The organism is Marinobacter sp. EN3 (assembly GCF_000475315.1).
In the GTDB taxonomy this organism is placed as follows: domain Bacteria; phylum Pseudomonadota; class Gammaproteobacteria; order Pseudomonadales; family Oleiphilaceae; genus Marinobacter; species Marinobacter nauticus.
On sequence record NZ_AXCC01000001.1, the window covers coordinates 434,497 to 459,094 of the forward strand.

A 24,598-nucleotide genomic window follows, 5' to 3' on the forward strand; every position below is an offset into this window, starting at 1 on the left:
AATGACTGATAACGCAACACCTGCCCCCTGGTATCGCCAGCCGTGGTTCTGGTTCCTGACCATTTTCCCGCTGGCGTCGATCATGTGGGGAATCACTGCTCTGACAGTATCGTCCAGCATGGACAACTCGCTGGTAACCGACGACTACTCCAAACAGGGCCGTGGCATCAATATGTCCATTGCCCGTGATGAAAAGGCGGCCGATCTGAAGATGGCGGGTACGCTGAGCCTGAATGGTCGTTCTGCAACACTGGATCTGAGCACCGTGAATGGTGCCGCCGATTACCCGTATCTGGTGTTCAACCTGTATCACCCGACATTGTCTGGTCAGGATAAAACCATCCAGTTTACCCAGGTTGCTCCTGGTCAATACCGGGGCCAGCTCCTTGAGGATGTCAGTGGTCGCTGGTACTACGACCTTCAGGGGCCAGACAACGACTGGCGGGTAAAGGGTGAGGTAAGGCTTCCTTCCTCCACCTCTATACGCATTAACGCAGAAGGCGACGCCCAAGGGTGACCACCCTGAACTGCTTCCATTGCGGAGAACCAGCGGATGGCGAACCCCCGATCACCCTGGAACTGCAGGGACAGCAAAGGCATTTTTGTTGCCAGGGTTGCAAGGCTGTGTGTCAGACCATCCACCAGGAGGGTCTGACCGGTTTCTATGAGTTTCGCACCGAACCCGCCGTTACGCCAAGAGAGCTGACCCGGTCAGAACTCGATCGTATCCGGGAACTGGATCACCCCCTGGTTCAGCAAGCCTTTGTGGCACCAGTCAAGGCTGGCCAGGAGGCACAGCTGCTGATCGGCGGTATTACCTGCGCCGCCTGCATCTGGCTGCTTGAGAATCACATGAAGCAGCAGCCAGGCGTGCAGAGCTTTACCGTAAACCACACCACACAGCGGGCTCGCCTGGTCTGGGCATCGGACAAGGCACGTCTCAGCGACCTGCTGATTGCCATCCACGAACTGGGCTACACCGCCCGCCCCTATCAGGCAGACGAAGCCGAACAGGCGCTCAAGGCAGAGCACCGCTCGATGCTCATTCGTCTGGCGGTGGCCGGGATCGGTTCCTTCCAGAGCATGATGCTGGCCTTTCCCCTGTACTTTGAGCTGGTCAGTGATCTGTCCACAGATTTTGTGGATTTTTTCCGCTGGTTCAGTCTGCTGGTTGCCACGCCGGTGGTGTTCTACAGTGCTCGCCCATTCTTTACCAATGCCCGCCGGGACCTGCTCTCCCGTCATCTGACCATGGACGTACCGGTGGCCATCGCCATCGGGCTTGCCTATGGCGCAAGCGCCTGGATCACGTTGATCGGCGGCGAGGAAGTGTATTTTGAATCCGTATGTATGTTCACCTTCTTCCTGCTGCTGGGCAGATACATTGAAGTTCAGGCTCGCTATCGCGCCGGGCTGAGCGGTAATGCCCTTGCGGGCTTCCAGCCTTCTGTCGCGGCGCGGGTCCTGAACGGTGAGGCAGAAATCATCGCCATTCACCAGGTACAACCGGGTGATGTGATCCGGGTTCGACCAGGGGAAACGCTACCTGTGGATGGCGAAATCGTCTCGGGGGAGTCTACCCTGAACGAAGCCGCTCTCACCGGTGAATACCTTCCAGAAACCCGCAAGCCGGGCGACACGGTTCATGCCGGCAGCGTAAATGGGGAAAATCCGCTCGACATCCGCGTCACCCATGCCGGGGCCCAGACCCGGCTGTCCGGCATCTTGCGAGTTCTGGATCGCGTACAGTCCGAAAAGCCGCCGGTGGCCCGAATGGCCGATCGCATTGCGGGCAAGTTCGTTGGCCGCGTGCTGATACTGGCACCAGTGGTCTGGGCAGGCTGGTGGCTAGCCGGCGCCGACAACGCCTTCGATATCACGCTTTCCGTACTGGTGGTTACCTGCCCCTGCGCCCTGTCGCTGGCTACGCCAACGGCGATCACATCTGCCACGGTGCGCCTGAGAAAGCTTGGTTTCCTGCCTACTCGCGGTCACACCCTGGAATCCATGAACACCATCGATACCGTGGTGTTTGATAAAACCGGGACTCTGACCCGGGGAGAACTCAGCCTGACCGATCAATCGGTGTTCGGCAGTCTGGATCAGGACACCTGCATCCGGATCGCCGCAGGGCTGGAAAAGCATTCAGAACATCCGATTGCCAGGGTATTCCACGAGCAGCCCTCGCTAACCGTCAGCCAGGTGAGTAACCACCTGGGCGGTGGCTTGTCCGGGCTTTACCATGGCCGGGCGGTCTACATCGGGCACAAAGCCTTTGTCGCCGAGCACACGTCGGCAATTGCGCCAGAAGGTGAAGACGCCCAAGGCATGGAAATCTGGCTCGCGACAGACAAGGAATGGCTGGCACGCTTCCGGCTGGATGACAAGATACGGGAAGACGCGTCACAAGCCTTGCAGGCGTTACGGAAATCCGGAATCGAGACCTTGCTGCTTAGTGGGGATCGCTCCGGCCACGTGCAGCAGGTGGCTCATGCACTGGGCATTGACCGAGCCATTGGTGAAGCCTCACCGGAGCAGAAACTGGAAGTACTGGAACAGCTTCGCGCAGACGGGCACCGGGTGATGATGGTGGGTGACGGACTGAATGACCTGCCCTCCATGGCCGGAGCCGGTATTTCAGTGGCTATGGGTACAGCGGCAGACCTGACTCAACTGAAAGCCGACGCGGTGCTACTTAACGGCCAGTTGAATTCCCTGGTCGCCGCGATTGAAACCAGCAAGCAAACCCGGAAAATCATCCGCCAGAATATGATCTGGGCGTTCGGCTACAATGTCTGCGCCCTGCCCCTGGCCGCAGCCGGCCTGGTGCCCCCCTGGCTTGCTGCCATCGGCATGTCCCTGAGCTCACTGATCGTTGTGCTGAACGCCTTACGACTCAGCCGGTCCAACAAGGGCACACCGCCCCCGGAGGCCACCCTTGGCGCACCAGAAGCAGCCTGATACCTTGGGCCATACACTTATGAACAGGAGGTTATCGTGCAGATTGTCATGATACTGGTTCCGCTTATGCTCATCCTGGTGGCGCTGGGCGTCCTTCTGTTTTCCTGGGCCGTCAAGAACGGGCAGTACGATGACATGGACGGCCCCGCTCATCGCATTCTCTACGACGATGACAAGGATATGATTCCCAGAGAAGCCCGCCGTAACGAGTCGAAACCTGACGACCAGAAAGACGACGCGGAGCAAACCGATACCGATACCGACAAGGGCTGACAGGATAGCGGATGCAGCCTGAACTCTATCTGAGCTACCCCAGTGCCTTCCTGATAGGACTGCTCGGTAGTACCCATTGTCTGGGCATGTGTGGCGGCATCAGCGCCTCGCTGTCCATGGCATTGCCGGTAGGCCGGGGCTTCCGCTTTCGGCAGACCCTGCTCTTGCTGGCATTCAATTTTGGCAGGATTGCCAGCTACGCCCTGATCGCAACCCTGATTGCCCTGCTCAGCACCAGTGCCGCCAGCCAGTGGCATGGTGCCGGATTGGCTCTGATGACCCTGGCGGGATTGCTGCTGATCATGATGGGGTTATCCATGGGGCAATGGTGGCAGGGTATTCGCTACATTGAACGGGTCGGGGCGCCGGCATGGCGCTTCCTGTCGCCGCTTACCCGCAAGTTCCTGCCGGTTCACAATGGTGGCCAGGCCCTTGCTCTCGGTGCCTTGTGGGGCTGGCTACCCTGCGGCCTTGTTTACAGCACACTGGGATGGGCGGCGCTTCAACCAACCGTCAGCAGCGCCGCTCTCACGATGATGTTCTTCGGACTGGGAACCCTGCCATCGATGTTGGCTACGGGCTTCGCCGCCAACTGGATAAGAGGGCTGAAAAGCAACCAGAGCTTCCGCAAGCTCAGCGGCCTGCTGTTAATTCTTTTCGGCCTCTGGACACTGCCTTTCCAGGCCCTTCTGAACCACTGACGATCAGAGATTCAGCACGTCCAGCCGGCCAAAATCCTGCTGAGGCTCCGCGGTTTGAACGGCCTGGCGCTTGCCGCCAAGACGCCGACCTTCCCTGAAATCATACAATTCCGGATCAGCCAGGTGCGACGGCTCCACATTGCACAGGGCCCGGAACATCGTTTCCAGACGGCCAGGATGCTGTTTATCCCAGGTCTGGAACATTTCCTTGATGACCTGCCGCTGGAGATTTTCCTGGGAGCCACAGAGGTTGCAGGGAATGATCGGAAACTCCCTGAGTGACGCGTAACGGGCAATATCCTTCTCCCGGGCATAGGCCAGAGGACGAATAACCGTATTGCGGCCATCGTCGCTGTGGAGCACCGGTGGCATGGATTTGAGTTTGCCACCGTAGAACATGTTGAGAAACAGGGTTTCCAGCAAATCATCCCGGTGATGGCCCAGGGCAATCTTGGTTACACCATGCTCCTCGGCGAAATTGTAGAGGATGCCCCGTCTCAGACGTGAACACAGCCCGCAAGTGGTCTTCCCTTCAGGCACTTTTTCCTTAACAATACTGTAGGTGTCTTTCTCGATGATGTGGTACTCGATACCCATCGACTCAAGATAGTCCGGCAGGACATGCTCGGGGAAACCCGGTTGTTTCTGGTCCAGGTTCACGGCAATCAGTTCGAAACGCACTGGCGCACTCTTCTGCAGATTGAGCAGAATATCGAGCATGGCGTAGGAGTCTTTGCCGCCGGACAGACAGCACATCACCTTGTCTCCGGCTTCAATCATCGAGAAATCAGCAATCGCCTGCCCAACTTCACGGCGCAGACGTTTCTGCAATTTGTTAAGCTCCAGTTTCTGGCGACGTTCGTAATCAGAAGCCGGTGTCTTCTCAGGGCTGGCAGTCATTGCTTCGGGCATTCGTTTTCACGCTCACAAGGTAAGTGAGCAGGCAATTATACGCGCCACAAACCATCAGGGACAGGATAGCAACATGGATATGTTGAAATTGACTTCACCACAAGCCACGGGCAAGCGCGCGCTCAACCGTATCCGAAATCGTCACGCCATTCTCAGGGCGGCCAGAGACTGTTTTCAGGAACACGGTTACGACAACACCACCATTCGGGACATTGTCCGCAGAACCGGTCTCGCCGCCGGCACCTTCTACAACTACTTTTCCAGCAAACAGGATATCTTCGCGGCCCTGCTCAGCGATTTCCTGACCTCGCTCAACAACGACATGAGCCAGCAGCGACAATCTGCATCCTCAACCCAGGAATTTGTCTACCGTGCCTATCTGGCGCTCTACAGTGCCACCGCGAAAGATCCGGTGGTGTATGAACTGGCCCATCAGAATCAGCGCGCCCTGAGAAACCTGTTCGGCTCAGATATTCTGGGCCTGACCATGCTGTCCCTTGAGGAAGACGTTCGCAACGCCATGACCCGTGGGCTGCTGCCGGCAGTCGATGCGGACTATCTTTGCGCCGCGTTTTTTGGCGTGGCCTACGACACCAGCATGCTGGTGGCCAGGCGGGCTCACCAGAAGCCGGAACTCGCCCAGGACGAAGCCAGAACAGCGGCTGAGTTTTCCACCCAGCTGTTTCTGGGCGGCTTCCCGGCCCTGACCAGGCTTTCAAGCGAAGGCTGACTGGCATACCATGATGGCCATGACCATCTCCGCAGATAACCAGATACTCGATGACTCACCCGAAGCCCGTGGTGAAGAGCGCAGCTGGCTACAGCAACAGGTGCAGCACCTGTTGGTTGCCGTGGAGCACGAGCTGCGGGCCGCAGGCCCGGCCGGGCTATCCGAGCTGGAGCTAATTCGGGCCTTGCAGGGCGAGCGCTGGAGCCTGATTGGCACCGTCGACTTTCACGAGCCCGATCGGCTGTACCCGGTGCACTTCCTGCTGTTCCACGTACTCTACCGTCTGCGCGATCAGATTGCCCTGGAGGGCGAGAGCCTGAATATCTCTCCGCTTCGGCTCAGTATCGGGCAAATGGTGACGCGCACCGAATCAACGGCACTGCCGGATTCTACCGATGCCCTGCGTGAGTTCTATCTGGATCTGTCACAGTACTTTCTCTCCGAAGCCGCCATTCAGGAAATGATGGACAACTTCTGGGCCGGCAACACCCTGTCCCGGCCCGAGCACTCGGAAGCCGCCGAGGCGGCCAGGACGCTGGGTTTCGATGAATTACCGGGGCAGTTCGCTACCGTCAAGAAGCGCTTCCGAAAACTCGTGATGCGTGCGCACCCGGACCGGGGCGGTGATACCGGAGAAATCCAACAACTGAATCAGGCCTTCTCGGTTCTGAAAGCCCATTACGCCTAAATCATCCTACGAGATCCCGTGTGTCAGGAAACAAGACCATGCTTCGAATAAACAAACTGATTGCGTATCCCCTGATCAGTGCCCTGTTGCTGGCCGGAACACAGGCTCAGGCCGACCTGGTGGTTCTGCAGTATCACCACGTGGATGACAGTACACCTCCGGCGACCAGCACGTCCCGATCATTGTTTGAGGCGCAAATGAACATGATCCGGGATCTTGACCTTGACGTGGTGCCGCTGGAAGCCGGCACCAGGGCGGCACTGGCCGGCGAACACCCTGACACCAATGAAGTGGCCATTACTTTCGATGATGCCTATGAATCCGTCCATACCTTTGCTGCGCCGTTACTGGACAGGCTCGGGCTTCCATACACTGTCTTCGTCAATACTGACGCAGTGGGCGCCAAGGGTTACATGACCTGGAAGCAACTCCGCACAATGGCAGACAACGAGCTGGCAACCATCGCCAATCACAGTACGGATCACGCTCACCTGGCACGCAGACGGGGTGAACCCGAAGAGGCATGGGAAAACCGGATTACCAGCAGCCTGGACGAGGCTCAGCAAGAGCTGAAGAACCGTCTTGGCGTGGAGGAACCTCTGTTCGCCTATCCCTACGGCGAATTCGATCAAGCCCTGGAACAGAAGCTCAGCGAGAGAGGCTGGCTTGGATACGGGCAACAATCGGGAGCTATCGGACAATACTCAGGTAAAACCCGTCTGCCCCGTTTCCCCATGGCCAATGCCTACGGCCAATTGGGCAGTCTGAAAGACAAACTGATGAGCAAGGCTTTTCCGGTACCGGCCAAAGACCTGCCCGACGGGGTGTTCGAGCAGAATCCGCCGCGTTTGAGGTTTACGCCCACCGATGCCATCAGCCCCTCCCGGCTTACCTGTTTCGCGTCCGGACTCGGTCGAATCAATTTTGAAGTGGTGGGAGATAGCATAGAGGTGCAGGCACCCAAAGCCATCAACAGCCGTCGGTTCCGATACAACTGTACCCATCCGGCGGGTAACGGCAGCTTCTACTGGCTGTCCCAGCAGTGGTTGAATCTGGACGCACCGGAAGACTGATGGTCGCCATCACTCCTCAAATGTCGTGATGCCAATTTCTCCGGTTTCAACGTGTGGAATCGCTTTGGGCGTGTCGCCCGCTTCCGTCACCGTTTGCCCAGCCAGGTCTTCCGGGCGGGTGAATACCACCAGCCAGCGCTCGCCCTGGCCGGGAAACGCCGGCACCCAGCTTTCCAGATACCCGCGACGACGCCAGTTTTCCGGTTCGTAGTTCATAACCAGGTCCGTCACTACCCGCACGGGCTGAAAGTCCTTGTCGAGAAATGCCAGGCTTGGTACCAGCACGCCATTGTGGGCGTAGGAACGCAGCCGCATCACAAACCCGGGGACAAAGGTACTGGATGGCAGGGCAATCAGCCGATAGGGCGAATCACCCGTGCTGAAACGGTGGCGGGGCGTGTCTTCCTCAAAATCAACACCAAACTCACGGCCTTCCTGCCACTGCAGGAAATCCCGGGCAGGCAGGGTCTGGCAACAGCTTTCGGCAAATACCCGGAAAAACGAATCCGTTTCCTCAATCCCCAGTATGGCAAAGGCGTCGGGATCATGGCCCTCAACCGGCGTATGGTCATCTACAGTGACCGGCAGGTATACGCTGGCATCGCTGAGCATGACCGGCGCCTGATCCGCCTGTTTCTGCTCTTCGGTTCGCATATCCGGGGTGTAATAGCTGACACGGACAATGCCGTCGGCATCACGCCATGTGAAATAGGGTTGCCGCTGGCCAGGCCGGATAAACCCTTTTTTCGCCAGCTCCTCACCATCCGGATAATTCTCGGTGGTGTATTCGAGGTTTTTTTCCAGCTTTGCGGCGGCGCCCCGGTCGCTGCCAGAGGCCGACCGATAAGCCTCAGACCCGGTGGCTTCGCCTGAGATGGCGACGGACTTGGCATCCGGCTCACCTGGGGTAACGTCTTCGCGCTGGGCGTCGGGAATCCGGGAATAACGCACCCTGCCCTGCTCATCCACCCAGGAAAAGTAGCCTTCCCGCTCGGCAACGCCGCTGCTTCCGGTCTGGCAACCTGCCAGCAACGCGAGCGCAAACACACCGACCGCCAGTCCGCTGTATCGACCAAGTCCCATCACAGCTCCCCTGTCAGGATCAGAATTTGGTTCGGAAGCTCAAGCCTGCCATCACCACCCGCAGGGAAGTCTTGATGGTGAGGTCGGCATAGGGGTTATAGATGATGTTGGTGATGTTGTCGCAGTTCACGTTGCAACTGGTGTCGGCCGGAATGGTCTCAATCGATTGCAGATACGACAGGTTCATATCAATTTCCGTGTCCTTATCCCACTTGTACCCCATGCCAATACTGTACAGGTTCGCGCCCCCGAATGGCGCCATAATCGAGCGCTGGTCGTCCGGAATAACCGAGTCCCGGATTTCCACCCCAGCCCGCAGATCCAGACGAGATGATGCATGGAACTCCACACCAAAAGCCCAGTTCCACTGGCTCTTGAAACCCAACGGCAAGCGCAGGGTATCCGAGGTGGCATTGTCCGGCGACAGAATGCGTGCCGCGTTCAGGAACTCGAGGTTACGATCAAACTGGAAATTGAAGGCATCCCACTGGGCAAAATCCGTCCAGCCCACATCCGCGTTCACGGTCAGCTTGGGATGAACATCCACGCTGATACCGGTCTGAAAATGTTGCGGGTAAACCAGATCCATGCTGACATTGCCCGCCTCCCGCGGTGCGCCGGAGGGCAGGCTCAGAATGGCCGATGATATGGCGCCCAGAATAGAGCCATTCACACTCTGCCAGAATCCGGACCAGTCATCGGTGTACTGTATCTCGAACTGCCCCTTGAGGTTCATGTCGGCTTCTGAGGTATAACTGGCCCCCCAGCGGAACCAGTCCGTCGGCTCCCACATAACGCCCAGGGCGTAGGTGGGCGAGATGGTTTCCTGCAGATTCAGGCTCATAGCCCCGATATCGTCCCAGGGGCCGACATTACCGCCGCACAACGCAAGCCAGGGCTGCAGGGGCTCGTCACCGCTTTCACAGTTAAAGGCATCCTGCAGAACCTCTGCCACCCCCATCAGCAGGTTTGGCGCCCGCATGTACTGGTCCGCTGCGAAGCCGAAATGCGAGAGATGAATGCCCGCGCCGACAGACCATTCATCATTGATCTCATAGCCGACGGTGGGAGACAGGTAGGTGGTCCGCTGGAGGGTGGCCGCCTGGGGCTGGTAGCGACCGGGGTCGTTTTTATCCCGGTAGAAGCCTGCGGCCATCGGCAGATAAAAAGCGTTGGCGAACGTCAGCTTCGAACCCGGCGGCTTGATACTGATACCCGCTGATGGCGCAACGGCAGGGCCAGGGGGCATACGAAGAATGCCGTAACCCGGCACATAAAGCGCCACGTTGTTGGTATGACTACTGCTGTTCGCAATCGGGTCGCGCTGCTTTCCGGTTAAAGGGTCTGTTTCGAGCCCGCTGATTCCGAATATCTCGTAATCTTCGTCTGCATAGAAGTCGGCATCAATATCCAGATAGATACTAAGCAGGTTCACCTCAAGCTGGCGCCCGTCGAGCTTGGTCAGGCCCGCAGGATTATAGTGAATGGCCATCAGCCCCGGGGGATCTGCTGTAACGGCGTTACCCAGTGCCAGCGCCTTCGGATGTATCGTCAGGTTCTGCGTCATCTGTGCCTGGGCCCCGCAGGAAACGCCTGCGACCATGGCGGCGGCCAGAAGATGTCGCTTGTGACTAGCTTGTCCCATGAAATCCTTCCCCTTCCCTTGAAACGTCCTCGACTTCAATCACTCTTTGAGGCCAGAGAAATTGATGGGCAGGGATACACCCAGGGAGAAGTCCGGCGCGTCCTCCGTCAAACCGATCCCGAGGCTGGTATTTACAATGGTCATGTCACTGAGACGGGTGCCCAGCGACATACTGAGGAAGCCAGTCATCTGGTCCTGGGCCACGGCCTGGTCACCGTTGGAGAAGGTCAGCACCGTCTCGTCGCTGTAGCTGAGCTGGCCAGACACGCTGAGAGAGATGTCATAGGAAAGCGAATAAGCAAAACCCAGGGACCCGGACAGGCCAAACCCCGGCTCGACTTCTTCCAGCAACCGGGCGCCCCGAACCTGCTCCAGGCCGTCGACGGTCAGATTGTAGGTCGCACTGACAGAACCGAAGACCACGACAGGGTCCAGTACCTTCGACATACTCAGGCCACCGCCCACGGAGTAATAGCCACTGCCGGTGGACAACTGCTCGTTGATGTCAATTTCGTAGGGACTGACGCCGGTTTTACTGTTCAGGGTGCCAAAGAAGGTGGTCGACATCTTGCCAGGCACATAGGCAAACGGCTGCCAACGTCCGGTGAAGGAGATGTCGCCGAAGTCGTATACGTTCAGCTCGTCCTGGGTGTCGTACTTCACCACCAGTGGAACACGGGTGCCGATCGTCAGGTTATCCAGTAACCCGTAATCGTAGGAAAAGGCATTTGTGAAGTTATGGGTGGCCGATGGAACAACGTCCAGATTACGCACCGAGCCGTTCGATATCGCCAGATCCAGCCGTTGGTCGCCGGTATAGGAATAATCGAACGAATAGTTCAGGGAGTGGGTGCCCTTCTTCTGCAGTGAGTAGTTCTTTTCGGCAGCCTGGAACACTTCCTCCAGCTGTTTGGTAGAATCCTCATCCCCTTCCTGACGCGCCAGTGCCTCCCGCGCCTGATCCACATTCCCTTCCTGAGCCATGGCCATGCCCGGAAGCAGCCCAGCCGCGGAAACAAGGATAAAACCTCGCACAAACCAACGATTCATCCTGACTCCCTACTTTTATTTGTTTTATTCCTGCCCGATCAAACAACCGGGAAAATTAATGACGACGGTAATGGAGCTGTTTGCGGGTATTTTCCACGCTACCGTCCGGATTGTTCTTCTGGCGTTCCAGCAAGTTCTGAATGCGTCTCTCCGTTGACTCGTGGAACGCTGGAATCTGCTGCATGGCCAGCAGAGTCATTGTCTGGTCATCCACAAAGCGCAGGTCTTCCTCTTTCAACTCAAGGTTATCCAGGGGTTTGTCGCTGCCCGGGAAGACAATGAACAGTACGTTGTCGTCCCACTTCTCCTGAAACTGCGCCACGGTGAAGGAAATATTGCCAACCGCCGGGTCTGCAAGGTAAACACGCCCGTCCCGGATGGTTCTCAGCACCACAAAGTGCTTGAAACCGGCGTGATCAATGGGAACGATTGCCGGATGGTCCAACTCCATCAGGTCCTCGATTTCTGCCTTGAAACCGCCAGAGGGATAACCAAGGGCTGTGACCAGCCGCTTCATATCAAGCATGGAGAAAGCGCGGCGCTCAACGATGCGCTCGCTCTCACCGTAGTGCAGCAAACCTTCCATCACCTGGCGTTCGGTCAGAGAACGGCCAACATAGAAGTTGAGCACCGTGGTCAGGGCTGCGCTGCCGCAACTGTAGTCGTACGCCTGACGAACGATATTGCGGAATTTCTGCTCCACCAGGGGTTCGACCCGGGTGTCCCATCGAAGCTCGACAGGGCTGGCATCCACCTTCTGCTCCAGAACAATCGTGCCACGATCGAATGGCTCGACCTCGGTGGCTTCCTGCACCATGGTGAACGTGAGAATGGATCCGGCCAGCACCAGCAGCATTTTGGAAAGTCCCTGTTTTTATTAGACGTGCAACTTATCGGGTTACATGTTGTTACCGTACGATACCGAAATCGCAACTGGCTTAAAGATAACTGTGCCTCAAATCTGTCGCTGCAGAAGGGGCCTCCGGGAACCGGTATGAGAACTGGTTCAAGACCGGAGGCAAAGCAATGAAGTGACGGGAAGTATCAGAGCGTGAATACCAGCCCCAGCAACCCGTAAGTGATGAGAGTGACAACCACAATGCCCATCAGATTCAGGACAAAGCCCGCTTTGATCATGTCCGAAATCTGCATGTGACCGCTTGAGAAAACAATCGCGTTGGGTGGCGTAGCCACTGGCATCATAAACGCGCAACTGGCAGCAATCGCGGCAGGAACCGTCAGGAGCAACGGAGACACGTCCTGAGCCATGGCCAGAGCTCCCAGCAATGGCAGGAAGGCGGCGGCAGTGGCGGTATTGCTGGTCACTTCGGTCAGAAAGATAATAACCGTGGCCACAATCACCATCATGACGATGGTTGGCAATGCACCAGCCACGCCCAGACTGCTGGCAATCCATTCCGCAAGACCGGAGCTGCTGATCACCCCCGCCATGGCCAGGCCACCGCCGAAGAGCAACAGTACTCCCCAAGGCAACTTGTTGGCGGAATCCCAATCGAGCACAAACGTGCGTTCGCGGGTATCCACCGGGATAAGGAACATGGCGATCGCTGCCGCGATCGCGATGCCAGTATCACTCAACCAGGGCATCAGACTGGCAGACAACAGAGGGCGAAAAATCCATGCCGTTGCCGTGATGACAAATACCACGGCCACCAAGCGCTCTCCCCGGCTCATCACCCCGAGCTTGGCGAGCTCATCCCGAATCATCTGGTCGCTGTCCGATGCCTGGCCAATCCCGAAATCCCTCCGGGTCAGCCACCACCAGGTCAGCATCAGCATTAGCAGAGTGACCGGAACGCCCAATACCATCCACTGGGCAAAGCCCACCGAGATGCCCTGATTTTCACTCAGATAGGCCGCCAGCAAAGCATTGGGCGGGGTCCCGATCAGAGTCGCAATACCACCAATGCTTGCAGAGTAGGCGATGGCCAAAAGCAGCGCTGTTGCATACTTCCGAACACCCTCCGGGTTCGCATTGTCCATCATCGCTACCACGGACAAGCCAATGGGCAGCATCATGATGGCGGTTGCGGTATTACTTACCCACATACTCAAAAATGCCGTCGCCAGCATGAAGCCGGCAATCTGTCGCTTGGGCTGATCGCCCATGGCCTTGAGCGTCAGCAAGGCAATACGCCGATGCAGATTCCATCGCTGCATTGCCAGACCCAGGGTAAACCCACCAAGAAACAGGAAGATGATCGGATTAGCATAAGGTGCCGTGGCCTGCCCGATAGTGCCGAGCTCAAGCGCCGGTACCAACACAATGGGCAACAGGGCTGTGGCCGGAATCGGTATCGCCTCGGTGGACCACCAGGTGGCCATCAACAGCATCAACCCCAACGCCGCCCAGGCCTCGGCTCCCATGGAGCCCGGCGCAGGCAAGACCAGCGTTGCCAGGAGGAACGCCGCACCCAGAATAAGACCAATAACCTGACTCTTCGGCAGCCCGGGACGGGATCCATCGTTGCGTTGCACTTCAGCCATTGTTAACCCTCTAAGTTTGCACGGAGGTTGTCAGTCTGACGCGCAATCTACACAAACTGTGGTATACGGCAATACCTGCAGCCGCCTGGGATCAATGTCATTACCACACTGCTCGCACTCGTTGCCGGCGCCCTGGTCTATCCGCTCAAGGGCGTGATCAATCTGCTGGAGTTCCGCCCGGGTTTCCGCTTCCAGGGAATCCACTACTTCATCGTTCTGGGTCTGGCTCGCCTGCTCTTCGAAATCCTTTTCCAGTGCCCCCGCTTCCCTGCGCTGATGCGCCTGGTAGCGGGACAGCCTGGCTTCAAGGTCTGCTTTCAGGGTTTCCAGCTCGGATTTTCGGTTTGCCATCGGATGTCTCCCGGATCTATCTGTTATCGAATTAACTATAGACTAGGAGATAGGGTGAAAGCCGGTTTGACGCCTGTCAAAATCGTGTCATCGAAGCTGAGCTAAACTACCCATTCCGACAATCACTACAAAGGAGTTGTAACGAATGAATCAGGATATGATCAACAAGGCCAACCGCCTCAATGAAACTCTTTTCACCCAGTTCAGCAAGGCCGCCGAGATGCAGATGAATGCGTTTCGTCGTTATGCCGATGTTGCCATGGACCAGGCCCGAAAAGTCTCTGAGGTTCGTGATCTGGACGGTTTAAAGCAACTGACCACCGACCAGGCTGAGACCCTCAAATCCCTGAGCGACCAGTTCACCCAGGACTGGAAAGCCTGGCAGGATTACTTCAGCGAAACCCGTGATCAGGTGCAGAAGGTCTTCGAACAGGATTCGAGCGAACCGGCCAAAGAGAAATCACCAGCCGCCAAGGCCAGCGGCTCCAAATCAGCAGCCTGACAGGCAAGACCAAAACCGGTCGGAATGGCCCCCATTCCGGCCGTTTTTTATTCAGAGGCAGGAGAGCCCCATGTTCGGTCTGGATTTCGTGAGCAAAACCGCTACCCATCTGGTGAAAACCTTTGAGGACAACGTCCGCCAGGGCCAGCAACAGCTGGAAAAGTGGCTCGGTGACACCGGCATGATGGAGGACACCAAACTCTCGACGCTGAGTGAAATCTCGGAAGCCTACCGGGCCATGGCCGAGGATCTGCTGCTGCACCCGCTGCGGTTCGCCAGTGCTGAAATCGATCTTGCCCGAAAACACCTGGGGCTGGCTCGCTATACCCTGACCAGAATCACCGGCAAACCTGTGGAACCGGTCGCCAAGCCGGATCCCGACGACCGGCGCTTCATGGCGGAGGACTGGCACATGCATCTGTCCTTCGATGTGCTCCAACAGGCCTATCTGATCAACTCCCGAGCCTTTCTGAACTGGGTTGAAGGCATGGAGGGTCTGCCCGGCCCGGGTCGTGACCAGATGCTGTTCTACGCCCGACAGCTGACTAGCGCGCTTTCACCATCCAACTACCCGCTGACTAACCCGGAAGTTCTACGGATAACCTGGGAACGCAAGGGCATGAACCTGGTGGACGGTGCCCGCAACCTGGTAGACGATCTACGGCAGAACCCGAACCTGTTCAACGTCGCCATGACCGACCGTTCAGCCTTCGAGGTGGGCGGCAACCTGGCAACAACGCCCGGCAAAGTGGTGTACCAGAATGAACTGATGCAATTGATCCAGTACTCGCCAACAACAGAAACCGTGGCCCAGCGCCCGCTTCTGATCGTTCCTCCCTGGATCAACAAGTACTACATTCTCGACCTCACCGAACGCAATTCCTTCATTCGCTGGCTGGTAGACCAGGGCCAGACAGTGTTCGTGGTTTCCTGGCGGAATCCCGGGCCAGCCCAGAAAAACAGGGGCTGGGACGACTACATGGAGTTAGGCCCGCTGGCTGCCATTGATGCCGTCACTGAAGCGACCGGCGAGCAACAGATGAATGCCATCGGCTACTGCATTGGCGGCACCCTGCTCGGAACCACGATGGCCTGGCTGGCGAAAAAGCAACGTAACCCGATCGTCAGCACAACCTATCTGACCACCCTGCTCGACTTTTCGGACCCCGGCGGCATCGGCGTATTCATTAACGATCACTCGATCCGCGGCATCGAGCGCACCATGGAGCGCAAAGGCTATCTGGATGGTCGCGCCATGGCTTTCACCTTCAACCTGTTGCGGGAAAACGACCTGTTCTGGTCCTACTGGACCAACAACTACCTCAAGGGCCTGAAACCGAAAGCCTTCGACCTGCTCTACTGGAATACCGACGGCACCAACCTGCCCGCCAGAATGCACAGCTACTACCTGCGGGAAATGTATCTGCATAACCGGCTGGTGCAGCCGGATGCCCTGACGATTGCGGGTGAAAGCATTGATCTTTCCGCCATCAGGGTACCTTCCTTCTTCCTTTCCGCCCGCCAGGACCATATCGCTAAATGGAAAACGACTTATCGGGGCGCCGGGGTTTACGGCGGCGATGTGCGATTCGTTCTGTCCGGTTCCGGCCATATTGCCGGGGTCATCAATCCCCCTTACAAGGAAAAATACGGGTACTGGACCAATAACCGATTGCCAGGCTCGCCGGATGACTGGTTTGATAGCGCAGAACATCACCCTGGATCCTGGTGGCCACACTGGCGTGAATGGCTGGCGACATTCGAGGGGGAGCAAGTTCAGTCCCGTCAGCCCGGGGAAGGCCCGCTTGAGGCGATTGAGGACGCGCCTGGAAGCTACGTAAAAGTTAAGGCATCGGAAGCCGGGGGTTGATAGACTTCAATATAAATGAGCGAAGGTTCACTTTTACCGAATTCTTCGCAACAGACAGACCAAGAATAACAGGAGTGCCCATGGGGCAGCCGCTTCCGATATCACGCATTATGCACACGGGCGTCCTGCTTCAGTGTGAGCTGGACACAACCATTGCCGATGCGGCTGCCCGGATGTCCGAAACCTCGGTCAGTTCCATTTTGATTACCGACGGCGGAACGGTTGTTGGTATCTGGACCGAGCATGACGCCCTTGCCATCGACTTTGCAGACCCTGCAAAATTCCGCCAGCCGGTGAGCACAGTGATGAGCTCACCTGTGCTGTCCCTGCCCGCGACACTGGATGCCGGTGAAGCCGCCGTCCGTTTGCGTGACACCGGAAAGCGCCATTTCCTGGTGACCAACAGCAGTGGCGAACCGGTCGGAATCCTGTCCCAGACCGACCTGGCCCTCAATCAGGGCCTGGAACCCTACCTGCGCCTGCGGGAAGTGCGGGCGGCCGTACCGCGCTCGCCACTGGTGGTTCGGGGCGACCAGTCTCTGGCGGAAGTGGCCAGTTACATGCATCGCCATCATGCCGGTGCCGTGGTGGTCGATTGCGACGAAGAAGGTTTGGGGATTCTGACCGAGCGGGATATGGTCCGGTTTATTGCACGCCACACCAGCAACACCCTGGTCAATGAACTGGCTACCCGGCCTCTGCTCACCGTAAACGAAGAAGACCCACTGATTCACGCCCGCGATCTGCTGATAGATCATCGCATCCGACATCTTGCCGTGGTCAATCAGCTTGGAGAGGTTACCGGCCTGATCGGTTTCCACGACATGCTGACCGGGGCTGAGCAGATGTATCTGGACGATCTTCGCGAAGCCCTCGAACAAAGGGATCAGGCCCTGGCCAAATCGAGGCGAACCCTGCAACTGGCGGAGCGGGTCATTGAATCGTCTTTTGAAGGCATTATGGTGACCGACAAAAACGTCTGCATTGAATTCGTCAACCCGGCGTTCACCCAACTGACCGGTTATACCGCCGAGGAGGTCATCGGTCGGTCACCGGATCTGCTCTCATCCGGGCGCCACGACAGCGAGTTCTACCGGCGCATGTGGAATTCCCTGGAAACCCACGGCTACTGGCGCGGAGAAATCTGGAATCGCCGAAAAACCGGTGAGCTTTATCTGGAACTTCTGACCATCACCGCAATCACCGACGATGACGGCAATACCACACATTACGCGGGCCTGTTCACTGATATCACGCAAAATCGCAAGAACGAGGAACAAATCCGCCAGCTCGCTTACTACGATGCCCTCACCGGCGTGCCCAACCGACGATTGCTGGAAGACCGGCTGGATCACGCCATTCGCCATGCCCACCGCAAGGAGATGCTGCTTGCGGTGATGTTTATGGACCTGGATCGTTTCAAGGAAGTGAATGACACCCTGGGCCACGCCGTGGGGGACGACCTGTTGCTTCAGTTCACCGCCAGGGTAAAAGATTGCCTGCGGGAAGACGACACCCTCGCCCGACTGGGGGGCGACGAGTTCATTGTGCTGTTACCGGAGATGGAACAACTTTCTGATGTGTTCGCCGTAGCCGACCGGTTAATCGAGGTAAACAAGCGGCCTTATCAGATTAACGGCAACCATATAAACGTGGGTTCAAGCATTGGCATCAGCCTGTATCCCGAAGATGGCACGACCGTACAGGAACTGATCAACGGTGCTGACATTGCCATGTATCGCGCCAAGCGGGATGGCCGGAACCGTTACAAGGTATTCAACCCAGAAGTCTGCCAGAGCGCCTGAACTCTGGCCGCCCCTCCCAACTCCCATCTTTACTGTTTTATATCAAGCCCCTACAAATTGTTACCAGAACTTCAACTTTAGTCCCATTGTTGCCCGGGCAGTATCCGCTGACACTTGAGTTGCCCAATAAACAATCAAAATAACTGTTTGCAACGCAGCCACACCCGCTGTGCTGCCGTTACGGAGGCCAACGTAAATGAGACCAAGGAACGCGCTGATCTTTGCGACTGTCCTGCTATTATCCAGCACGACCGTCCTCGCCGATACCCTCAAGATAGGTTTGAATTACCCGCAGACAGGAAGATACAAGGACCAGGGCCTTCAACAACGGCTTGGCGCCTATCTGGCGGTAGATGAAATCAACCAGGCCGGCGGCGTTATGGGCCAGCCCCTCGAACTGGTGATTCGCAATACCCGGGGTGAACCAGACCAGGGCGCAAAAAATACCGCCGAGCTGATTGACCGCGAAGGCGCGCAGATGGTTTTCGGTGGTGTCTCCAGTGCCGTTGCCATTGCCTCCGGGAAAGCCGCCAGGGATCGCAACCGCATCTACTTCGGCACCCTCACCTACTCCAACGCCACCACCGGCACCGAGGGGCATCGTTATATGTTCCGGGAGCCCTACAACGCCTGGATGACGGCCAAAGCACTCAGCCAGTATCTCAATCGCAACCACGCCGACCAGAAGTTTTTCTACATCACGTCAGACTACACCTGGGGTTGGTCGGTGGAAGAATCGGTACGAAAGTTTTCCAACACCGAAAACACCGACGTGCACCAGGGTGTAAAAACCCCCTTCCCCCGGGCGCTGATCAATGATTTCCGCGCAGCGCTGGAACAGGCCCAGGAGAGCGATGCCAAGGTATTGATGATGGTATTGTTCGGCGATGACATGGTCCGGGCTCTGAACCTGGCCTATGAAATGGGTGTGACGGAAAAAATGCAGATCGTTGTGCCCAACCTGACACTGGGGATGGTCAGACAGGTTGGCCCGACCATCATGGAAGGTGTTGTTGGTGCCGCCCCCTGGGTCTGGAACCTGCCCTACGAGAACAACTACCAGCGCGGTAAAGACTTTGTTGAGGCCTTCTCAGGCCGCTATGAAATGCGCCCTTCATCATCCGCGGCCTCGGCCTACAGTATCGTTTACCAGTACAAGGAGGCTGTCGAACGGGCCGGCAGCACCAACACAGACGCCGTTATCCGGGCCCTTGAGGGGCATCGCTACAGCTTCCTGAAAGACGAACAGTACTGGCGCGAGTTCGACCACCAGAATGTCCAGACCGTCTACGTGGTTCGGATCAAACCCCGTGAAACCGTGGTGGCAGACCAGTTCAGCTCTGATTACTTCGAGATCATCGACTTCCTGCCCGGTGATGAAGCCGCACAAACCCGCGAAGAGTGGGAGCAGCGCCGCAAAGAGGCTGGTAAGCCCACCCGCCTGTGACCGGATCGCTTTACCGGGCCAGGCAGTTTCCTGATAATCGTTCCATCACAGGCGTTATGGGCGATTATCAGGAGCACTCAGGCAGTGGCAAATAACAAAGGACTGGTTTCAGGCAACCCTCACACTCCCCCCACTCAATGCGATGTACTGGTGGTCGGGGGCGGCGTAAACGGCACCGGGATTGCCATGGACGCCGCAGGCCGGGGGCTTCGGGTCGTTCTGTGCGAGATGAACGACCTTGCCTCCGCCACCTCGTCGAGCAGCAGCAAACTCATCCACGGCGGCCTGCGCTACCTGGAGCATTACGAATTCCGGCTGGTCAGGGAAGCACTCGGTGAGCGGGAGGCCCTGCTACGAAACGCACCCCACATCATGTGGCCGATGCGTTTTCGCCTGCCCCATCAGCCCCACCTGCGACCAGCATGGATGATCCGTACCGGCCTTTTCCTCTACGATCATCTGGCCAAGCGCGAACTGCTGCCCGGCTCCCGGTCTATTACCTTTGGCCCGGACTCGCCCCTGAAACCCGACATCAGCCGTGGATTCGAGTATTCGGATGGCTGGGTTGACGATGCCCGGCTGGTGGTACTGTCTGCTCGCAAGGCCGTTGAAAAAGGCGCAACCGTATTGACCCGCACCCGCTGTAGCCGCGCCGAGCGCCGTAACGGGCAATGGCACGCCACCCTGGACGATCACCACCGGGACAAGCAGTACAACATCCGCGCCAAGGTGGTCGTTAACGCCACCGGCCCCTGGGTCAGCAGCCTGTTCGGTGAAAGCCTGTCTATGCCAGCTCCCAAGCAAATCCGCATGGTCAAGGGCAGCCACATCGTCGTACCCAGGCTCAACCAGGATACCGAAGCCTATATTCTTCAGAATCAGGACGAGCGCATTGTTTTCGTGATCCCCTACGAGGACCGCTTCTCCCTGATCGGCACCACCGATGTCGATTACGTGGGCGATCCGTCGCAGGCATGGATTTCCCCAGAGGAAACCGACTATCTGCTGTCGATCGTCAACCAGTATTTCCGCCGGCAACTGTCCGCCAACGATGTAGTCTGGAGTTACTCCGGTGTTCGGCCGCTGATGGACGACGAGGGTGGCACCGCACAGTCTGCCTCTCGCGACTACTCATTCGAGGTTGATGACGAGGACTCGCTGCCCCCTTTGATCTCGGTATTCGGGGGCAAGATCACCACCTACCGGAAGCTCGCCGAAGCTGTGACCGATCAGGTCAGTCGCTATTTTCCTGGTGCCGGCCGGTCCTGGACCCGAACGGCCGTGCTGCCCGGCGGCGACTTCAACACTCAGGAGCAGCTGGCCACCGAACTCGCGGCCGATTTCCCCTGGCTGGACGATGCTGTAATCCATCGGTTTGTGCGAAGCTATGGCACCAGCAGCTACCACATTCTGGAAGGCTGTCAGAACATGGCCGATCTCGGCCACTGGTTTACCGATACCCTGTCTCGTCGCGAGGTGGATTATCTGATGACCCACGAATGGGCGATCACACCAGAGGACCTGCTCTGGCGGCGAACCAAACAGGGACTGTACATTAACCCGGAACAATACAGCGAGCTATCTGAGTATATGAACCGAAGCGGCCAGGTCAGTCCAGAAGGCTAGCAACTCTGGCCTGAATGGCCGGCACCACTTCCGCTTCAAACCAGGGATTCTTTCGCAACCAGAGGTTATTGCGGGGGCTGGGATGGGGCATCGGAATGACATCAGGCCAGAATTGTTGCCACTGCCGCACATTCTCGGTAACCGCGCGCCTTGCGCCGGGAATATGCCAGGCATGAGCATATTGACCGATCAGCAAGGTCAGGCGAATCTCCGGCAAGCGGTCGAGCAACGCCCGGCGCCAGGCCGGAGCGCACTCGGGGCGTGGAGGAAGATCTCCGGATTTACCGGTGCCCGGATAACAGAATCCCATGGGCAGGATGGCGAGTTTCTGTTCATCGTAAAAGGTGTCGCGGGTAATGCCCATCCATTGGCGCAGCCGGTCGCCACTGGGATCGTTAAACGGCAGACCGGTTTCGTGTACCCGTCGACCCGGCGCCTGCCCGACCACAAGAATGCGGGAGGATTCACTAAGCTGAATGACCGGCCTCGGCTCGTGGGGCAGATCGCCTGCACAAATCTGACAGGCCCGAACACGCCGAACCAGCTCATCAAAGGACAGGTTTATCAAAGAATCGGTCATACCTCAGAATTTCCTAACGCTTCGGCAGCTCCCAGTAAACCGGTATAGGGCTCCGTCACCACGTAAACCGGTGTAAATTCCATTAGCGGACGCATCCGCCCCTTGGCTACAAAGGCTTCACGGAACGGGCTCCCAAGAAAAAAGTCGAGAAACCCTGGCAGCATACCGCCACACAGGTACACGCCGCCCAGACTCCCCAGCGTCAGCGCCGAATTGCCTGCGGTTCGCCCAAGCATTTCGCAGAAATGCTGAAGGACTTCCCCGGCCAAGGCATCGGAAGCGTCCACAGCGGCGGCTGTGATCTTCTCCGGAGCATCGAGTGGGGCCGCCACGCCACGGATTTCGGCATGGGCCTGATACAGGTTCAGCAAACCCTGGCCGCACAGAATCCGCTCGACCGACACCCGCCCAAACCTGGCCCGGAGAAGGCGCAACACGTCCATTTCCGTGTCATCGGTGGGGGCAAAATCCACATGGCCCCCTTCAGTCACCAAAGGCACCCAGCCATTTCGAATCGGAACCAGACCGGAAACGCCCAGGCCCGTTCCCGGACCCATCACCAGTTTCGGCCGGCCAGGGTCTCCCGGGCCGCCACAAACGTGCACCAGATTAGCGTCCGATACATGGGGCACGCCCAGCGCCATGGCGGTAAAATCATTGATGACCTTGAAGGCCGACCAGCCAAAGACCTGTCGCACCGCCTCAATGTCAAAGCGCCAGTGATTGTTGGTCATTGTCACCCGGGTACCGCGCAAGGGGGAGGCCACGGCCAGACAGGCCTGCCTGACCGACGCCACACCTACACGTTCCAGATAGGTGACCACCGCCTGATCCAGGTTCTCGTAATCACGGCAGGGCAAAACTTCAATAGCTTCTGGTTCTATACTGCCCTGCTTCACCAGAGCAAAGCGTGCATTGGTTCCCCCAATGTCCCCCACCAGAGAATAGTGTTCTGCTGTCATGCCTCGTGGTTCCAGAAAAAACTGGCACCTTGTTCAGGGTTGCTTGCCGAACGACGGAACCAACCAAACAGCTCCCGCCCGTAGCCCGTATGATAGCCGGACAAATCCGTCGTTGCAGGCCTGCGGGCGGCCAGCACGTCATCGTCTACCCTGATGCTGAGGGTTCCGTTGCGGGCGTCCAGGACAACGGTATCCCCGTCTTCAACTCGGGCCAAAGGTCCGCCATCTAACGCTTCTGGGTATACGTGGATGGCGGCAGGCACTTTCCCGGAAGCGCCAGACATCCGGCCATCCGTCACCAGGCCCACTTTGTAGCCCCTGTCCTGCAACACCCCCAGATAAGGGGTGAGCTTGTGTAGCTCCGGCATACCATTGGCACGGGGACCTTGAAATCGCACAACCACCACGCAATCCCTATTCAGCTCTCCGGCCTCGAAGGCCGCCTTGAGCTCGTTCTGATCGTTGAATACCACGGCCGGGGCCTCAATGGCATGGTGCTCCGGCGAGACTGCCGAGACCTTGATCACGCCCCTGCCCAGATTGCCCTCCAGCACCCTGAGCCCACCATCCGGCGCAAAAGGCTCGGCCACACCACGGAGTACCTCCGGCATGCCACTTTGCTCTGCTGCAGGCTTCCAGGCGGGCCTATCATCGTCGAGTTCCGGCATGCGGGCGTACTGCTCCAGGCCTGGGCCCATCACTGTGTGCACGTCGTTATGCAGGTATCCGCCAGCAAGCAGTTCGCGGATCAGGAACGGCGTACCACCCGCCTCGTGGAAGGCATTCACATCCTCCTGGCCATTGGGATAGATACGGGTCAACGAGGGCACAACCGCAGAAAGCTCGGCATAGTCATTCCAGTCAATGATGATGCCGGCAGCGCGGGCGATGGCTATCCAGTGAATGGTGTGGTTGGTTGAGCCGCCCGTTACCAGCAGGGCCACCAGAGCATTGACGATGCTCTTTTCGTCTACCATATCGCCCAGCCCCAGATCTCCACCATTAGGTTTCGATAACCGGATAACCTGTTCCGTTGCTGCCCTGGTCAGCGCTTCACGCAGCGGTGTGCCTGGATTCACAAAGGCGGCACCCGGCAAGTGCAGCCCCATCACCTCAACCAACAGCTGGTTGCTGTTGGCGGTGCCATAAAAGGTACAGGTACCGGGACTGTGGTAAGACTTGCTCTCGGCTTCCAGCAACTCCTCTTTGCCAATCCTGCCTTCAGCATAGAGCTGACGGATGCGCTGCTTCTCTTTGTTGGGCAATCCGGACGGCATGGGGCCGGCGGGTACCAGTATGGTCGGCAGATAGCCAAAACTCAGTGATCCGATGAGCAGCCCCGGAACAATCTTGTCGCAGATCCCCAACAACAGCGTGGCATCAAACATGTTGTGGCTGAGAGCAACCGCCGTGCTCATGGCGATCGTGTCCCGGGAGAACAGGCTGAGCTCCATGCCAGGCTGCCCCTGGGTCACGCCATCACACATGGCGGGTGTGCCCCCGGCAACCTGGGCCACCGATCCCATACCATGGGCCGCCTCGCGGATGATATCGGGGAACTGTTGGTAGGGTTGATGAGCCGAAAGCATATCGTTGTAGGCCGTTACGATTGCCACGTTGGCCTTGTTCATCAGCTTGAGCGTGTTCTTATCCGCCTGATTACAGGCGGCAAAGCCGTGGGCAAGGTTGCCACAGGACAGCGTGCCCCGTTGGGGGGAGTTCTTTTTCAGCGCCGCCATACGACGGAGGTACTCTTGCCGCGTGGCTTGACTTCGGGCCACAATTCTCTGAGTAACCTTCACTATGGTTGGATGCATCCTGCAGCCTCCTT

Annotated in this window: 22 protein-coding genes; 12 read left to right on the top strand and 10 right to left on the bottom strand. The window is 57.8% G+C overall.

Going from position 1 to position 24,598, the window contains the following annotated elements:
* Position 1 precedes the first annotated feature (1 nt).
* The 4 genes from Q675_RS21520 to Q675_RS21535 are packed head-to-tail and all read left to right on the top strand — an operon-like array spanning position 2 to position 3,935.
* Complete coding sequence (locus Q675_RS21520; protein ID WP_011785269.1) at positions 2 to 517, top strand: FixH family protein; 516 nt, start codon at positions 2 to 4, stop codon at positions 515 to 517.
* A complete protein-coding gene (locus Q675_RS21525; RefSeq protein ID WP_011785270.1) occupies positions 514 to 2,961 on the top strand; it encodes a heavy metal translocating P-type ATPase in 2,448 nt (815 codons plus the stop codon). The genes Q675_RS21520 and Q675_RS21525 overlap by 4 nt, the downstream gene beginning before the upstream one ends.
* Positions 2,962 to 2,997: 36 nt before the next feature.
* A complete protein-coding gene (ccoS, locus tag Q675_RS21530; protein ID WP_014421195.1) occupies positions 2,998 to 3,234 on the top strand; it encodes a cbb3-type cytochrome oxidase assembly protein CcoS in 237 nt (78 codons plus the stop codon).
* A gap of 11 nt (positions 3,235 to 3,245) precedes the next feature.
* Positions 3,246 to 3,935, top strand: a complete 690-nt coding sequence (locus Q675_RS21535; protein WP_011785272.1) for a sulfite exporter TauE/SafE family protein — start codon at positions 3,246 to 3,248, stop codon at positions 3,933 to 3,935.
* Between the two features lie 3 nt (positions 3,936 to 3,938).
* Here Q675_RS21535 and ttcA read toward each other — a convergent pair whose 3' ends face one another.
* Positions 3,939 to 4,847, bottom strand: coding sequence for a tRNA 2-thiocytidine(32) synthetase TtcA (ttcA, locus tag Q675_RS21540; RefSeq protein ID WP_011785273.1), 909 nt, complete (start codon positions 4,845 to 4,847; stop codon positions 3,939 to 3,941).
* 73 nt (positions 4,848 to 4,920) lie between these two features.
* Between ttcA and Q675_RS21545 the strand changes: the two genes are divergently transcribed.
* The 3 genes from Q675_RS21545 to Q675_RS21555 are packed head-to-tail and all read left to right on the top strand — an operon-like array spanning position 4,921 to position 7,338.
* Positions 4,921 to 5,577 carry a TetR/AcrR family transcriptional regulator gene (locus Q675_RS21545; RefSeq protein ID WP_022991796.1) on the top strand — a complete coding sequence of 219 codons (657 nt, stop codon included), beginning with the start codon at positions 4,921 to 4,923 and terminating at the stop codon, positions 5,575 to 5,577.
* A gap of 19 nt (positions 5,578 to 5,596) precedes the next feature.
* On the top strand, positions 5,597 to 6,265 hold the full coding sequence (locus Q675_RS21550) for a DNA-J related domain-containing protein (protein ID WP_227499484.1): 669 nt from the start codon (positions 5,597 to 5,599) through the stop codon (positions 6,263 to 6,265).
* Between the two features lie 38 nt (positions 6,266 to 6,303).
* Positions 6,304 to 7,338, top strand: coding sequence for a polysaccharide deacetylase family protein (locus tag Q675_RS21555; protein ID WP_014421192.1), 1,035 nt, complete (start codon positions 6,304 to 6,306; stop codon positions 7,336 to 7,338).
* A gap of 9 nt (positions 7,339 to 7,347) precedes the next feature.
* On the opposite strand, the gene Q675_RS21560 is transcribed toward Q675_RS21555, so the two are convergent.
* The 6 genes from Q675_RS21560 to Q675_RS21585 all read right to left on the bottom strand — a co-directional run bounded on the left by Q675_RS21560 (position 7,348) and on the right by Q675_RS21585 (position 13,975).
* Positions 7,348 to 8,421 (bottom strand): MalM family protein, encoded by a 1,074-nt coding sequence (locus tag Q675_RS21560; protein ID WP_023010449.1) that lies wholly within the window; start codon positions 8,419 to 8,421, stop codon positions 7,348 to 7,350.
* A gap of 19 nt (positions 8,422 to 8,440) precedes the next feature.
* Positions 8,441 to 10,066: an OmpP1/FadL family transporter gene (locus Q675_RS21565; RefSeq protein WP_014421190.1), complete on the bottom strand. Its 1,626-nt coding sequence runs from the start codon at positions 10,064 to 10,066 to the stop codon at positions 8,441 to 8,443.
* Between the two features lie 39 nt (positions 10,067 to 10,105).
* Positions 10,106 to 11,116 (bottom strand): hypothetical protein, encoded by a 1,011-nt coding sequence (locus tag Q675_RS21570; RefSeq protein WP_022991794.1) that lies wholly within the window; start codon positions 11,114 to 11,116, stop codon positions 10,106 to 10,108.
* A gap of 55 nt (positions 11,117 to 11,171) precedes the next feature.
* A complete protein-coding gene (locus Q675_RS21575; RefSeq protein WP_011785280.1) occupies positions 11,172 to 11,972 on the bottom strand; it encodes a C39 family peptidase in 801 nt (266 codons plus the stop codon).
* Between the two features lie 188 nt (positions 11,973 to 12,160).
* Positions 12,161 to 13,624: an SLC13 family permease gene (locus Q675_RS21580; RefSeq protein ID WP_023010450.1), complete on the bottom strand. Its 1,464-nt coding sequence runs from the start codon at positions 13,622 to 13,624 to the stop codon at positions 12,161 to 12,163.
* 30 nt (positions 13,625 to 13,654) lie between these two features.
* Positions 13,655 to 13,975, bottom strand: a complete 321-nt coding sequence (locus tag Q675_RS21585) for a TraR/DksA family transcriptional regulator (protein ID WP_023010451.1) — start codon at positions 13,973 to 13,975, stop codon at positions 13,655 to 13,657.
* Between the two features lie 145 nt (positions 13,976 to 14,120).
* Between Q675_RS21585 and Q675_RS21590 the strand changes: the two genes are divergently transcribed.
* The 5 genes from Q675_RS21590 (at position 14,121) to glpD (ending at position 21,225) form a co-directional block, all read left to right on the top strand.
* Positions 14,121 to 14,477, top strand: a complete 357-nt coding sequence (locus tag Q675_RS21590) for a phasin family protein (protein ID WP_011785283.1) — start codon at positions 14,121 to 14,123, stop codon at positions 14,475 to 14,477.
* 70 nt (positions 14,478 to 14,547) lie between these two features.
* Entirely contained in the window at positions 14,548 to 16,347 is a 1,800-nt protein-coding gene (locus Q675_RS21595) for a PHA/PHB synthase family protein (RefSeq protein ID WP_023010452.1), read from the top strand.
* Positions 16,348 to 16,427: 80 nt separating this feature from the next.
* A complete protein-coding gene (locus tag Q675_RS21600; RefSeq protein WP_023010453.1) occupies positions 16,428 to 18,152 on the top strand; it encodes a diguanylate cyclase domain-containing protein in 1,725 nt (574 codons plus the stop codon).
* 196 nt (positions 18,153 to 18,348) lie between these two features.
* Entirely contained in the window at positions 18,349 to 19,599 is a 1,251-nt protein-coding gene (locus tag Q675_RS21605; RefSeq protein WP_022991788.1) for an ABC transporter substrate-binding protein, read from the top strand.
* A gap of 84 nt (positions 19,600 to 19,683) precedes the next feature.
* Positions 19,684 to 21,225, top strand: coding sequence for a glycerol-3-phosphate dehydrogenase (gene glpD / locus Q675_RS21610; RefSeq protein WP_023010455.1), 1,542 nt, complete (start codon positions 19,684 to 19,686; stop codon positions 21,223 to 21,225).
* On the opposite strand, the gene Q675_RS21615 is transcribed toward glpD, so the two are convergent.
* From Q675_RS21615 to edd, 3 genes are read right to left on the bottom strand one after another with little or no spacing between them, the layout of a single operon-like run.
* Positions 21,209 to 21,805 (bottom strand): uracil-DNA glycosylase family protein, encoded by a 597-nt coding sequence (locus tag Q675_RS21615; RefSeq protein ID WP_023010456.1) that lies wholly within the window; start codon positions 21,803 to 21,805, stop codon positions 21,209 to 21,211. The genes glpD and Q675_RS21615 overlap by 17 nt on opposite strands.
* Positions 21,802 to 22,767 carry a glucokinase gene (gene glk, locus Q675_RS21620; RefSeq protein ID WP_011785308.1) on the bottom strand — a complete coding sequence of 322 codons (966 nt, stop codon included), beginning with the start codon at positions 22,765 to 22,767 and terminating at the stop codon, positions 21,802 to 21,804. The genes Q675_RS21615 and glk overlap by 4 nt, the downstream gene beginning before the upstream one ends.
* Positions 22,764 to 24,584: a phosphogluconate dehydratase gene (gene edd / locus Q675_RS21625; protein ID WP_011785309.1), complete on the bottom strand. Its 1,821-nt coding sequence runs from the start codon at positions 24,582 to 24,584 to the stop codon at positions 22,764 to 22,766. The genes glk and edd overlap by 4 nt, the downstream gene beginning before the upstream one ends.
* Positions 24,585 to 24,598 lie beyond the last annotated feature (14 nt).